14 protein-coding genes are annotated in these 13,070 nt (G+C 69.8%); 7 read left to right on the forward strand and 7 right to left on the reverse strand.

From position 1 onward, the window contains the following. The first annotated feature begins 164 nt into the window (after positions 1–164). Both ACWCRD_RS12145 and ACWCRD_RS12150 read left to right on the forward strand, forming a co-directional pair. The gene (locus ACWCRD_RS12145) at positions 165–866 is read left to right on the forward strand and encodes a DUF1707 SHOCT-like domain-containing protein (protein ID WP_450965741.1); all 702 of its coding nucleotides are present in this window, start codon (positions 165–167) and stop codon (positions 864–866) included. A 174-nt stretch (positions 867–1,040) separates the two neighbouring features. Continuing rightward, the gene (locus tag ACWCRD_RS12150; protein ID WP_450965742.1) at positions 1,041–1,418 is read left to right on the forward strand and encodes a WhiB family transcriptional regulator; all 378 of its coding nucleotides are present in this window, start codon (positions 1,041–1,043) and stop codon (positions 1,416–1,418) included. A 173-nt stretch (positions 1,419–1,591) separates the two neighbouring features. Here ACWCRD_RS12150 and glpX read toward each other — a convergent pair whose 3' ends face one another. Then, positions 1,592–2,626, reverse strand: a complete 1,035-nt coding sequence (gene glpX / locus ACWCRD_RS12155) for a class II fructose-bisphosphatase (protein WP_344405575.1) — start codon at positions 2,624–2,626, stop codon at positions 1,592–1,594. A gap of 127 nt (positions 2,627–2,753) precedes the next feature. On the opposite strand from glpX, the gene ACWCRD_RS12160 reads away from it, so the two are divergent. After that, complete coding sequence (locus ACWCRD_RS12160) at positions 2,754–3,275, forward strand: DUF4245 domain-containing protein (RefSeq protein WP_450965743.1); 522 nt, start codon at positions 2,754–2,756, stop codon at positions 3,273–3,275. 62 nt (positions 3,276–3,337) lie between these two features. On the opposite strand, the gene ACWCRD_RS12165 is transcribed toward ACWCRD_RS12160, so the two are convergent. The 3 genes from ACWCRD_RS12165 to xseA all read right to left on the reverse strand — a co-directional run bounded on the left by ACWCRD_RS12165 (position 3,338) and on the right by xseA (position 5,585). Next, the gene (locus ACWCRD_RS12165; RefSeq protein ID WP_450965744.1) at positions 3,338–3,928 is read right to left on the reverse strand and encodes a malonic semialdehyde reductase; all 591 of its coding nucleotides are present in this window, start codon (positions 3,926–3,928) and stop codon (positions 3,338–3,340) included. A 161-nt stretch (positions 3,929–4,089) separates the two neighbouring features. After that, a complete protein-coding gene (locus ACWCRD_RS12170) occupies positions 4,090–4,320 on the reverse strand; it encodes an exodeoxyribonuclease VII small subunit (protein ID WP_450965745.1) in 231 nt (76 codons plus the stop codon). Between the two features lie 47 nt (positions 4,321–4,367). Further along, positions 4,368–5,585 (reverse strand): exodeoxyribonuclease VII large subunit, encoded by a 1,218-nt coding sequence (gene xseA, locus ACWCRD_RS12175; protein ID WP_450965746.1) that lies wholly within the window; start codon positions 5,583–5,585, stop codon positions 4,368–4,370. A gap of 181 nt (positions 5,586–5,766) precedes the next feature. Here xseA and ACWCRD_RS12180 point away from each other — a divergent pair, with 181 nt between their 5' ends. Next, a complete protein-coding gene (locus ACWCRD_RS12180; protein WP_450965747.1) occupies positions 5,767–6,777 on the forward strand; it encodes a 4-hydroxy-3-methylbut-2-enyl diphosphate reductase in 1,011 nt (336 codons plus the stop codon). A 29-nt stretch (positions 6,778–6,806) separates the two neighbouring features. Then, positions 6,807–7,562, forward strand: coding sequence for a polyphosphate--glucose phosphotransferase (gene ppgK, locus ACWCRD_RS12185; protein WP_450965748.1), 756 nt, complete (start codon positions 6,807–6,809; stop codon positions 7,560–7,562). Positions 7,563–7,618: 56 nt separating this feature from the next. Here ppgK and ACWCRD_RS12190 read toward each other — a convergent pair whose 3' ends face one another. Continuing rightward, positions 7,619–8,236, reverse strand: coding sequence for a DUF6542 domain-containing protein (locus ACWCRD_RS12190; RefSeq protein WP_450965749.1), 618 nt, complete (start codon positions 8,234–8,236; stop codon positions 7,619–7,621). 199 nt (positions 8,237–8,435) lie between these two features. Here ACWCRD_RS12190 and ychF point away from each other — a divergent pair, with 199 nt between their 5' ends. After that, the gene (gene ychF, locus ACWCRD_RS12195; protein WP_450965750.1) at positions 8,436–9,524 is read left to right on the forward strand and encodes a redox-regulated ATPase YchF; all 1,089 of its coding nucleotides are present in this window, start codon (positions 8,436–8,438) and stop codon (positions 9,522–9,524) included. Between the two features lie 123 nt (positions 9,525–9,647). On the opposite strand, the gene ACWCRD_RS12200 is transcribed toward ychF, so the two are convergent. Next, positions 9,648–11,054 carry a replication-associated recombination protein A gene (locus ACWCRD_RS12200; RefSeq protein WP_450965751.1) on the reverse strand — a complete coding sequence of 469 codons (1,407 nt, stop codon included), beginning with the start codon at positions 11,052–11,054 and terminating at the stop codon, positions 9,648–9,650. 476 nt (positions 11,055–11,530) lie between these two features. Next, a complete protein-coding gene (locus ACWCRD_RS12205; protein ID WP_450965752.1) occupies positions 11,531–11,926 on the reverse strand; it encodes an MmcQ/YjbR family DNA-binding protein in 396 nt (131 codons plus the stop codon). 236 nt (positions 11,927–12,162) lie between these two features. On the opposite strand from ACWCRD_RS12205, the gene ACWCRD_RS12210 reads away from it, so the two are divergent. Next, positions 12,163–12,993 carry a helix-turn-helix domain-containing protein gene (locus ACWCRD_RS12210; protein WP_450965753.1) on the forward strand — a complete coding sequence of 277 codons (831 nt, stop codon included), beginning with the start codon at positions 12,163–12,165 and terminating at the stop codon, positions 12,991–12,993. The last annotated feature ends 77 nt before the right edge of the window (positions 12,994–13,070 follow it).

Genomic DNA, 13,070 nt, shown 5'->3' on the forward strand with positions numbered 1-13,070 from the left:
ACTCGACAGACGGCGCCCGCCGTCATTGGCGGGCGCTCACCAGCGTAGAACCTGCCGTTGACACCGGGCTTGTGAGGTAAGGCTCAGTTCGAGAGCGGTATGGGTTTTCCACAGGTCTCGATGAGGGGTAGTCGCGATCTATCGCGTTTCGGTACGCTGCTGTCGTGGACCTTCAGAAGAGCGACCGACACCAGGACACGGCACCGCGGGTTTCCGAACTGCGCGCCTCCGACGCCGACCGTGACCGCATCGCCGACCTCCTGCGCGAGGCCCTCGCCGAGGGCCGCCTGACCGCCGACGAGCACGCCGAGCGCGTCGAGGGTGTGCTCGCCGCCAAGACGGTCGGCGAACTGGAGGTCTTCATACGGGACCTGCCCGCGGCCCACCAGCATCGCGCGACCCCCGCCTTCGCCGCCGCCCCGAGCCGCCCCACGGTGGGCGCGATCCCGGCCGACCCCGACGACAACGTGGTGGCGGTGTTCAGCAGCGCCGTCCGCAAGGGCCGCTGGCGTGCGGGGCGCCGCATCCATGCGTACGCGATCTTCGGCAGCGTGGAGATAGACCTCAGCGAGGCCCTCTTCGAGTACCAGCAGGTCGCGATCAAGACGTTCTCGTTCTGCGGCAGCGTCGAGGTCCGCGTCCCGGAGAACGTGTCACTGCGCGGCACCGGCGGCGGGGTGCTCGGCAGCTTCGAGGTGGACAACCTCGACTCGACCGAAGCGAACGCCCCGGTGGTCTACGTCGACGGCTGGGCCGTGCTGGGCAGCGTCGAGGCCCGGCCGAAGCGGGGCAAGCTCGTCGCGGACATCCTCGACCGCGTCCAGCACAAGGTCGACAAGAGTTTGCGCAAACACCTGAATCGTTGACGGTTGTTAATTCCGGCGCGCCCGCTGGGTATGGGGCCGCCCGCGGTCGCGCGCCCGAGGCGCTCGCGAGCACGCGAAATCCAGCGGTTCGGAACTCAGTGCATAGGCTCGCGCACAGCGGGTAGGCCTTGCTGCATCGTCGCTCGCTCGCGAAGCCGTCGTCAGGAGTAGACCGTGCTGCAACCGCCGCATTCGTCCCTGCATGTAGCTGCCGTTCCGGCCCAGCGGGTGCCAGTGCGGGACAGGGACCAAGACGCCCCATGGCACACCGAGGCGGTGTGCCGGCGCGATGAGGCCGGCCTGTTCTTCGCACCTTCCAAGGAACCCACCGCCGCCCGGCTCTCCCGCGAGGAGGCGGCCAAGCGCGTCTGCGCCCGCTGTCCCGTCATGGTCGAGTGCCGCGAGCACGCACTGCTGCAACCGGAGCCCTACGGCGTCTGGGGCGGCCTCACCGCCGCCGAACGCCGCGTGGTCCTGGCGCGCAGGCGCCGCCGCGAGATGGAGCTCAAGAAGACGGCCCGCTCCCAGGGCCGCATAGCGGCAGCGGGCTGACCGCCCAGCGCACACACGCCGATGGGGCGCCCCCACCGCACCGGGGGCGCCCCATCGCTGTCATCGCCGCCGCGCGCTTGAAGGCAGGCGGCACTGCACGTTACTAAGGGGCGCGGGGAAGTGCGCGACAAGCCACGAACTACCCGCACCCGCCAACAAACTGCAGCCCCGAGCTACTTGGCACGATCAAAATCAATCGCGCTGTAAGCGCGCAGCTTGCTCAGCCGATGCTCGGAGTTGATCTGCCGCACCGTCCCCGACTTCGACCGCATGACGATCGACTCGGTGGTGGCGGTCTCCGACCGGTACCGAACCCCCCGCAGCAACTCCCCGTCCGTGATCCCGGTCGCCACGAAGAACACGTTCTCCCCGGCGACCAGGTCGTCGGTGGTGAGCACCCGGTCGAGATCGTGCCCGGCCTCGATCGCCCGCGCCCGCTCCTCGTCGTCCTTGGGCCACAGCTTGCCCTGGATCGTCCCGCCCAGACACTTCACGGCGCACGCGGAGATGATCCCCTCCGGCGTACCGCCGATCCCGAGCAGCATGTCGACGCCGGTGCCCTCGCGCAGCGCGTAGATCGACCCGGCGACGTCACCGTCGGAGATCAGCTTGATGCGCGCACCGGCCTCCCGGATCTCCTTGATGATCCCCTCGTGCCGCGGCCGGTCGAGGATCACCACCGTCACGTCCTCCGGCGTGGAGCGCTTGGCCTTGGCGACGCGGCGGATGTTCACGGAGACCGGCGCGTCGATGTCGACGAAGTCGGCGGCCTCGGGCCCGGTGACCAGTTTGTCCATGTAGAAGACTGCGGACGGGTCGAACATCGACCCGCGGTCCGCGGCCGCCAGCACGGCGATCGCGTTGGGCATGCCCTTGGCCGTCAGGGTGGTGCCGTCGATCGGATCGACGGCGATGTCGCACTCCGGCCCGGTCCCGTCACCGACGCGCTCGCCGTTGAAGAGCATCGGGGCCTCGTCCTTCTCGCCCTCGCCGATGACGACCACGCCGTTCATCGACACGGTGGAGACGAGGGTCCGCATGGCGCGCACCGCGGCACCGTCGGCGCCGTTCTTGTCGCCCCGCCCGACCCAGCGGCCCGCGGCCATCGCGGCGGCTTCGGTCACCCGGACGAGTTCGAGGGCGAGGTTGCGGTCGGGGGCTTCGCTGGGGACTTCGAGCTCGGACGGCAAGTGATGATGCTCGGTCATCGAGGCGCACCTTTCTGATACGACGACGGCCGGATGAGGGTTCGACCCTCGACTCTATCGTCAGTCCGACAAAATGAGCAGGGGACCCCACGGATGAGCGAGCCGGGCACCTGCGACGATAGGGGGCGTGGCAGGTTCGAACGGCAAGCAGAAGACGGTCCGGGACATGATCCTCTCCCTGGGCCTCATCGGGATCGCGGCGGCACTCATCTACGTGTTCATCCCGCACGACGACTCGCCTCCGGACCTCCCGCGGGTCGACTACCGCGTCGAACTGCTCACGGCGCGCCGCGCCGCCGCCTACCCGGTGGCCGCACCCGAGGGCCTGTCCAAGGACTGGAAGGCGACCTCGGTCCGATTCCAGGGCGACCAGTTCGACGCCTGGCACCTGGGCTTCCACACGCCCGACGGCCAGTACGTGCAGATCGAGCAGTCGACTCAGAAGCCGTCGACCTTCATCGACCAGGCGACCCAGGGTTCGAACGCGACGAAGGCCACCGAGGAGATCGCCGGCCGCACCTGGACCCGCTACACCGGCGGCCGCTACGACGCCCTCGTGCTCCCCGGCAAGGGCTCGACGACGGTGGTCGCGGGCACGGGCTCGTTCCAGCAGCTGACGGAGATGGCGCGGGCGCTGAAACTGGCGTAGGCGTTCCTGCACGGCGAAGGCCCCCGCGGTGACGCGGGGGCCTTCGCCGTGTCCGGGGTCGCTCAGACCGTGGTGACGACCTCGTCGTACGCCAGGCGCGGGGAGCGCGGGAACCAGGCGTCCTCGCCCGGCTTGCCGATGTTGACGACCATCAGCGGGGTGTGGTCGTCGTCCAGGAACTCCTTCTGGACGCCCGCGAAGTCGAGGCCGGTCATCGGGCCGGCGGCGAGACCGGCGGCGCGGACGCCGATGATGAAGTACGCGGCCTGCAGCGCGGCGTTCAGGCCGGCGGCACCCTCGCGGGCGGGGCGCTCGGAGAAGAAGACGTCCTTGGCGGCCGGGAAGTGCGGGAAGAGGGTCGGCAGCTCCTCGTGGAACTCGTTGTCCGCGGAGAGGATCGCGACCAGGGGCGCGGTGGCGGTCTTGGGCTGGTTGCCCTCGGCCATGTGCTTGACCAGGCGCTCACGGGCCTCGGCGGAGCGGACCAGGGTGACGCGCAGCGGCGACTGGTTGAAGGCGGTCGGACCGTACTTGACCAGGTCGTAGATCGCCTGGATCTGCTCGTCGGTCACCGGCTCGTCGGTGAAGGTGTTCGCGGTACGGGCCTCGCGGAAGAGCAGGTCCTGGGCGGCGGGGTCAAGAACGAGAGACATGCGGGAACTTCCTCCGGGATGGCGCCGGGATCCGATCCGGACCGTGGTCCGGATCGACTGACGAGACCGACGGTACGCGAAGGAAGGTTCAAGGTTCAACTATAACCGGGGTGTGGTGATCCGCTTCACAGCGGACCGCCGCCACCGCCCCTTGTCGTGCGCTACTCGCCGTCGGTCTCTTCCGCGGCCTCTTCCTCCGCGAGGGCCGCGTCCAGCCGGGCGCGGGCCCCGTCCAGCCAGCGCCGGCACACCTTGGCCAGCTCCTCGCCCCGCTCCCAGAGCGCCAGGGACTCCTCCAGCGTCGTACCGCCCGCCTCGAGCCGTCGTACGACCTCGATCAGCTCGTCCCGTGCCTGCTCGTAGCCGAGCGCCTCATCCACCTTGCTGGTCATCCGCCCACCCTATGCATCGACTCGGACCGTGCCGTGTTCCCGTGTTCTCAGCGTTCTCGGTCGGCCCGGACCACCGTGAACTCGCCCTCGGCCACACGCGCCCGCAGTGTCTCGTCCGCCCCCACCTCGTCCGGGGCGCGGACGACATGCCCGTCGGACTTCTGCAGCACGGCGTAACCACGCTTCAGGGTCGCGGCGGGGGAGAGGGCCACCACGCGCGCGTGCGTGTGCGTCAGCTCGGAGGCGGCACGGTCCAGGAGATGCCCGAGCGTGCGCCGCGAACGGTCGACCAGCGAGGCGACATGATCGGCCCGCTCGTCGATCATCCGGTGCGGATCCTGTATCGAGGGCCGGGCGAGCGCCTGGGCGAGCCCGCGCTCCTCCCGCTCGACGAGCGCCTGGACGCACCGCCGCGCGCGGTTGCGCAACTGCTGCACGCGCTCGTACTCCTCCCCGACATCCGGTACGACCTTCTTGGCGGCGTCGGTGGGGGTGGAGGCCCGCAGGTCGGCGACGTGGTCGAGGAGCGGGTTGTCGGGCTCGTGCCCGATCGCCGACACGACCGGCGTACGGCACGCGGCGACGGCACGCACGAGCTGCTCGTCGGAGAACGGAAGGAGGTCCTCCACGCTCCCGCCCCCGCGCGCGACGATGATGACGTCCACCTCGCCGGCCTCGTCCAGCTCCTTCACGGCCTGCACGACCTGCGGGACGGCGTGCACGCCCTGCACGGCGACGTTGCGCACCTCGAAGCGGACGGCGGGCCAGCGGTGCCGGGCGTTCTCCAGTACGTCCCGCTCGGCGGCCGAGGCGCGGCCGCAGACCAGCCCGATGAGCTGCGGCAGAAAGGGCAGCGCCTTCTTCCGCTCGGACGCGAACAGCCCCTCGGCGGCGAGGGACTTCTTCAACTGCTCCAGCCGCGCGAGGAGTTCACCGACCCCCACGGGCCTTATCTCGGCGGCCCTCAGGGACAGCTGCCCCCGTGGCGCATACCACTCCGGTTTCGCGAGTACGACGACCCGCGCACCCTCGCTCACCACATCGGCGACGGCGTCGAAGACCTGCCGGTAGCAGGTGACGCTGACCGAGATGTCGTGCGACGGATCCCGCAGTGTCAGAAACACGACCCCGGCGCCGGGCCGCCGCGAGAGCTGAGTGATCTGCCCCTCGACCCAGACGGCCCCCAGCCGGTCGATCCACCCACCGATGAGCCGCGAGACCTCACCGACGGGCAGGGGCGCTTCTGGGGACGTGTTGAGAGCCATGCCGCGAGCGTAACGGCCAAGACTGACAACTCCGGGCTGCGTCCTTCAGCCCGTCCGGCGTTTGAGGACGAGGCCGTTCAGGCCGAAAGCGGGGGTCAGGGGGCTGCAGCCCCCAGGGGACGGGAATGGGCAGGGGCGGCGGGGGCGACGCGATCTTCCGCCCCCCGAGCCCGGCCTTACGATGGACCGCATGACTGCTTCGCCTGGCCGCCGTGTCCTGCTCGCCGCCCCCCGGGGCTACTGCGCGGGTGTGGACCGCGCCGTGATCGCCGTCGAGAAAGCCCTGGAGCAGTACGGGGCTCCGATCTATGTCCGGCACGAGATCGTGCACAACAAGTACGTCGTGCAGACCCTGGAGAAGAAGGGCGCCGTCTTCGTCGAGCGCACGGAGGAGGTCCCCGAGGGGAACATCGTGATGTTCTCCGCGCACGGCGTGGCCCCGGTCGTCCACGAGGAGGCCGAGCGCGGCAGGCTCGCCACCATCGACGCGACCTGCCCGCTCGTCACCAAGGTCCACAAGGAAGCCGTCCGCTTCGCCAAGGAGGACTACGACATCCTCCTGATCGGGCACGAGGGCCACGAGGAGGTCATCGGCACCTCCGGCGAGGCCCCCGAGCACATCCAGCTCGTCGACGGGCCGGGGGACGTCGCCAAGGTCGAGGTCCGCGACCCGTCCAAGGTCGTCTGGCTGTCCCAGACCACCCTCTCCGTCGACGAGACCATGGAGACCGTCGACGCACTGCAGGAGAAGTTCCCGCAGCTGATCTCGCCGCCCAGTGACGACATCTGCTACGCCACGCAGAACCGCCAGCTCGCGGTGAAGCAGATGGGCGCCGAGGCCGAGCTGGTGATCGTCGTCGGCTCCCGCAACTCCTCCAACTCCAAGCGGCTCGTCGAGGTCGCCAAGCTCGCGGGCTCGCGCGAGGCCTACCTCGTGGACTTCGCCGACGAGATCGACGAGGCCTGGCTGGAGGGCGTGTCCACGGTCGGCGTCACCTCCGGAGCCTCCGTCCCGGAGGTCCTGGTCGAGCAGGTCCTGGAGTGGCTCGCGCAGCGCGGCTTCGAGGACGTCGAGATCGTCAAGGCGGCCGAGGAGTCCATCACGTTCTCGCTGCCCAAGGAGCTCCGCCGCGACCTGCGCGAGGAGGCGGCGGCGCTGATCGCGGAGCGAACCGGCACCTCGCCGGAGTGACTGTCAGTCGTCCGTCGTAACGTAGAGCCATGCAGATCTTCGGTGTGGACATCGGTGGGTCCGGGATCAAGGGCGCCCCTGTGGACCTGGACAAGGGCGACCTGGCTCAGGAGCGCTGCAAGGTGCTCACTCCGCACCCGGCGACGCCCGACGGCGTTGCCGACGGCGTGAAGCAGGTCGTCGAGCACTTCGGCTGGACCGGCCCGGTCGGCCTCACCTTCCCCGGCGTGGTCACCGGCGGATCCACCATCCGTACGGCGGCCAACGTCGACAAGAGCTGGATCGACACGGACGCGAGCGCGTTGTTCGGCGCCCGCCTGGGCGGCCTGCCGGTGACCGTCGTCAACGACGCGGACGCGGCGGGCGTCGCCGAGATGCACTTCGGCGCCGGCCGGGGCCGCCGGGGCACGGTCATCCTGCTGACCTTCGGCACCGGCATCGGCAGTGCCCTGTTCGTCGACGGCACCCTGGTGCCCAACACCGAGCTGGGCCACCTGGAGCTGCACGGCCACGACGCGGAGAAGCGCGCCTCCAGCAAGGCCAGGGAGGACGGCGAGCTGACCTGGGAGCACTGGGCGCACCGCGTGCAGAAGTACCTCGCCCACGTCGAGATGCTGTTCTCACCCGAACTGATCGTCATCGGCGGCGGCGTCAGCCGTAAGTCCCAGAAGTTCCTGCCCTTCATCGACGGCATCAAGGCGGAGATCGTCCCGGCGCAGCTGCAGAACAACGCGGGGATCGTGGGCGCGGCGATGCACGCCGCGGAGAGTCAGAGCCGGGCCTAGGGCCTGTCGTCGAATTCCCGCCTGCCCGCTGCGTCTGGCACGCATTCCCCCACTGCCTAAGGGCGTGGGGGACCCCCAGCCGCGTTGTACCGCGGCGGACGGCGGTCGCCGGTGCGTCGGCGGCGCATCAGGGCCGCCTTCCGTCCCGTGACGATCAGGCCCGCGACGAGGGTTCCCCCGTACAGCCACCCGGCCTGCGTGGCCAGTGCCGTCACCAGGCCCATCAGCCGGCCGAGCAGCCCGCCGCTGCTGTCGGCCACCGGGAGCAGGCCCGCCGCGAAGGCGATCGGTACGACGACGGGTGCGGTCGCCAGGTCGCTCTTGCGCACCCAGAGCGCCGTCAGCAGGCACACCGGCAGGAACAGCACGCCGTACAGGGTCAGCGACGCCCCGAACAGCAGCTGGTCGAGACAGCCGAGCGTGAACATCACCGCCCCGCTGAACAGTCCGCTGCCCAGCCCGGTCAGCCGCGGGTTGGGCAGCCGCCGTACGGCCTCGGCCGGCGGCGGGCCGGGCTGCCGCGCTGCCGGGCGCGTGGCGGGGCGGCGCTGACCGGCAGGTCGCGCACCACCGCCCGCACCCCCACCGCTTCCGCCGCGCTTCGCCTGCGGGGGCAGCGGGGGCGTGCCGCGTCGTGCTCCGTTGTGCGGTGGTCCCGACCCGTGTTGCTCCACCGGACCAACTTAGGTCGGTTTATGTGTGCAATCGCCCCTCAGACACGCCGATGGGCGGAGCCTGGCCAAGCGTTCGACGGGGAGCCGGGGCGGGGACCGGTACGCCGTAGACTGGTGGATCGGCCCGCCCGTGCACCGAAGAAGGACCGGGCCCACCGCCCCAGTCCCCTGATGTCTCTCACGTACGGGAAGTCGCAACGTGTCGCTCACGATCGGAATCGTCGGCCTGCCGAATGTCGGCAAGTCGACCCTGTTCAACGCCCTGACCAAGAACGACGTGCTCGCGGCCAACTACCCGTTCGCCACGATCGAGCCCAATGTGGGCGTCGTCGGCGTCCCTGACGCCCGGCTGACGAAACTGGCCGAAATCTTCTCTTCGCAGCGCATCCTCCCGGCGACCGTCGACTTCGTCGACATCGCGGGCATCGTGAAGGGCGCGTCCGAGGGCGAGGGCCTGGGCAACAAGTTCCTCGCGAACATCCGTGAGTCCGACGCGATCTGCCAGGTCATCCGCGCCTTCAAGGACGAGAACGTCGTGCATGTCGACGGCAAGGTCTCGCCGAAGGACGACATCGAGACGATCAACACCGAGCTGATCCTCGCCGACCTCCAGACCATCGAGAAGGTCCTGCCCCGGCTCCAGAAGGAGTCGCGGATCAAGAAGGACGTGGCTCCCAAGGTGGCGGCGGTCGAGGCGGCGAGGGAGATCCTGGAGAAGGGCGACACGCTGTTCTCGGCGGGCATCGTCCAGGGCTCCGGCAACGAGGAGCTCCTCCACGACCTCCACCTCCTGACCACGAAGCCCTTCCTCTACGTCTTCAACGTCGACGAGGACGAACTGGTCGACGAGGACTTCAAGGCCGAGCAGCGCGCCCTGGTCGCGCCCGCCGAGGCGATCTTCCTCAACGCCAAGCTCGAGGCGGACCTCGCCGAGCTGGACGAGGAGGACGCCATGGAGCTCCTGGAGTCCGTCGGCGCCGAGGAGCCGGGCCTGACCACCCTCGCGCGCGTGGGTTTCAACACCCTCGGCCTGCAGACCTACCTCACGGCCGGCCCCAAGGAATCCCGCGCCTGGACCATCAAGAAGGGCGCCACCGCCCCCGAGGCCGCCGGTGTCATCCACACCGACTTCCAGAAGGGCTTCATCAAGGCGGAGGTCATCTCCTTCGAGGACCTGGTGGAGACGGGTTCGGTCGCCGAGGCCCGCGCCAAGGGCAAGGCGCGGATGGAGGGCAAGGACTACGTCATGCAGGACGGGGACGTGGTGGAGTTCCGCTTCAATGTGTAGCGGCTGACTTACCGCCACATCGCCGATCTGGCAAACATGCAGTTCAGGGAGGGTCCGGCTCTTCGGAGCCGGGCCCTTTGTTTTATCCCGTGCTGGGATGGTGCTGGGATAGCTGACCCCTCGTCACCTGTTGTCATCCCTGGTCATCCGTACCGTGCTGGGTTCGTGCTGGGATGATGTGAGAGCGCTCGTGCTGGACCGTGCACTGTTCGGAGCCTGGTCAGCCGCGTTGCCTGCGGGCACATCGGCCCAGTGGCGCAGGCGTTCGCTGATCTGAGCTTCGTAGCCGTTGCGGGTGGGCCGGTAGTACGTCTCGCGGTCCATGCCGTCGGGGAAGTAGTCGTCACCGGAGAAGCCGTCGGCCGTATCCGGGTCGTAGTGGTAGTCCTTGCCGTAGCCGAGGTTCTTCATCAGCCGGGTCGGGGCGTTGAGGATGTGGGCGGGCGGCATGAGCGAGCCGGTCTGGCGTGCGGATCGGTGTGCGGCGTCGAAGCCGCGGTAGACGGCGATGGACTTGGGGGCCGTGGCGAGGTAGACGACGGCCTGGGCGATCGCCAACTCGCCCTCGGGGGAGCCGAGCCGGTCGTACACGTCCCAGGCGGCGAGGGTCTGCTGGACGGCGTGTGGATCGGCCATGCCGATGTCCTCGTTCGCGAAGCGGACCAGGCGGCGGGCCACGAACAGCGGGTCCTCGCCGCCGTCGAGCATGCGGGCGAGCCAGTACAGGGCCGCGTCCGGATCGGAGCCACGCATCGACTTGTGCAGTGCGGAGATCAGGTTGTAGTGGCCCTCCTGTGCCTTGTCGTACAGCGGGGCCCGCTGCTGGATGTGATGGGCGAGCCCGGCGGTGTCCAGGGGAGTCCCGGTGTCCGGGAGGGCCTGGAGCTGTTCGGCCATGTTGAGGAGGTAGCGGCCGTCGCCGTCGGCCATGGCGATCAGGGCGCGGCGGGCGTCGTCGTCCAGGGGCAGACGGTGGCCGGTGAGCTGTTCGGCGCGGTCGAGGAGCATGGTCAGTGCGGCTTCGTCGAGGCGTTTGAGGACGAGGACCTGGGTGCGGGAGAGGAGAGCGCCGTTGAGTTCGAAGCTCGGGTTCTCGGTGGTGGCGCCGATCAGGGTGACTGTGCCGTCCTCGACGTAGGGCAGGAAGCTGTCCTGCTGGGCGCGGTTGAAGCGGTGGATCTCGTCGACGAACAGCAGGGTGCCCTGGCCGATGCCGCGTCGGCTGCGTGCGGCGACGAAGACCTTGCGCAGATCGGCCACGCCGGAGAAGGTGGCCGACACCGGTTCGAAGCCCAGGTGGCCGGCGTCCGCGAGGAGCCGGGCGATGGTCGTTTTCCCGACGCCGGGCGGGCCCCACAGGATGGCGGAGCTGAGGTGCCGCTGGGCGACCATGCGGCCCAGCGGGGCGTCTGGGGTAAGGAGGTGGTCCTGCCCGACGACATCTTCCAGCCGGGTGGGGCGCAGGCGGTCGGCGAGGGGCCGGGCGGGCTCCTCGCCGAAGAGCGGCAGGGTCGCTTCGGTCGGTTCCATCGGTCTCTCGGTCGCAGGCGGACGTGTGCGGACGTGTGCTGACATGACGAGCCTTGCACGTGGCACTGACAGTCGTCGGCTCAACCGCTCGCGAGCAAGCTCGCCGAACTCATCGAGCCTCGGGGCGGTCGCGTCGCGGCAGCCGCTCGACGACCAGGTCGTAGGAATCCTCGACCGCGTCGGTGACCAGCCGCTTGGTGATGCCGGGACCTGCCCCGAGCGAGATCCAGCGGCGTTTGTCGAGGTAGCGGCCCGGTGTGATCGAGGCGTGGTCGCGTACTTGCGCGCGGGCGTGTTCGGGTTCTCACTTGACCGTGATGATCTGCTCGTCCGGGTCGTCGGTGATGATCAGGAACACCTTTCCCGGGACCTTGTACACGTCGAGTCCGGGGGTGAAGGGGTAGCTGTGGCTGACGTCGGGGAGGGCGAGGGCCGCCTGGCGGGCGGTGTCCTGGAGCCGGTCACCGGGGCCGCGCTCACCGGGACGCCCGGGTGCCGGTGCCGTAGGTGTGCGGGTCGACGGGCTGCTCGGCCCTGGGCAGGCGGGCGACGATGAGCCGGTAGGAGTCGGTGACGAGTTCCCTGACAAGCTCCTTGTCGACGCCTTCTCCGCTCTCCAGGGTGATCCAGTGCCTCTTGTTCATGTGGTAACCGGGGGTGATGTGGCTGTACTGCTCCCGCAGCGCGTGGGCCTCGCCGGGGTCAGCCTTGAGGATCACGACCGGACGCCCCGGGACCTCGGTCATCAGCATGAACACCTTGCCGCGCACCTTGAAGACCTCCCAGTCGGGGCCGAAGGGGTGCTCCAGCTGGGCTCCGGGGAGTTCCTCCGCGCAGTCGGCGGCGGTCTTGTGCAGGGTCGGTCCGTTCATGGGACATTGCCTTCCTCAGGTGGTGACGGGCTGCGGCATCGAAGGAGGGGGAGGGCGCGCCGCGCGGGCGCGGTGGCAGGTCCATCCTTCCGTCGCAGCCGACTGGAAGGACGGTAGGCTGCGGACACGTGATGGTCGGCAAGCGACAACCCGTCCCGAGCGGAAGTGCGGCCCGCCCGGCTGCGGTTCCGCTGTACGGTTTCCAGCCCCCGGTCGGTACTCCCTATGGCCTTGAGGTGAGTACCGTCGAGGATTTCTTCGCCCAGCACGACGACTGGCCGTGGAATCCGCCCCGTCCGGGCCGTGCCACCTTCCACTACCTCATCGCTGTCACCGAGGGCGAGCTGCGGCACGACGTCGACCACGTCACGTGGACCGTCGCCCCCGGCCAGTGGCTGTGGGTGCGTCCAGGGCACGCGCAGTGCTGGCATCCGCCCGGCGCGGCCCGCGGCCCGTTCATCCTGTTCGAACCCGACGTGCTGCGGCCCGACATCGCCCGTCTCCTGGCCCCGCTCACCGCGCACGACGCCCCAGCCGTGCTGAGCCCGCACCCCGACGACACCGCCTGGCTCCAGCAGACGGCACTCCAGCTCCTGGACGAACACCGCGCCCTCGGGCGCCGCCCCCTCGACGTCCACCACGCCCTGCGCCGCAGCCTGCTCGAATCGCTGCTGCTGCGCCTGGCCAACTCCCCAGGCATCGTCCCCGTCGGCACGGCCACGGCCGGCACGGGTCGTGCCGACAGGTACGGACGCTTCCTGGACGCCCTGGAGCTGCACTTCCGCGAGCTGCACCAGGCCGCGGACTACGCCGAACTGCTCGGCTGCTCGGTCCGCACCCTCAGCCGCGCCGCCCGGGACGCCACCGGCAAGGGCGTGCGTGAACTCATCGACGAGCGGCGCCTCCTCGAAGCCCGGCGCCTGCTGGGAGTTGCCCGGTGGGATGCCCGGGTTGTGGCCATCCACCTCGGCTTCACCGACGCCGCGAACTTCGGCCGCTTCTTCCGCGACCGCACCGGTCTCACCCCCGCCGCCTTCGCGGCCCGCGACACCACGACCCACCCGTGAGCGGAGCGCGGCGGCGGGTGACCGACCTCTGGCCGTCCGCGCGCTGACCGACTTGACGGGGCCCGGCTTGCGGTGGG

The sequence above is a fragment of the Streptomyces sp. NPDC002092 genome, assembly GCF_053593775.1.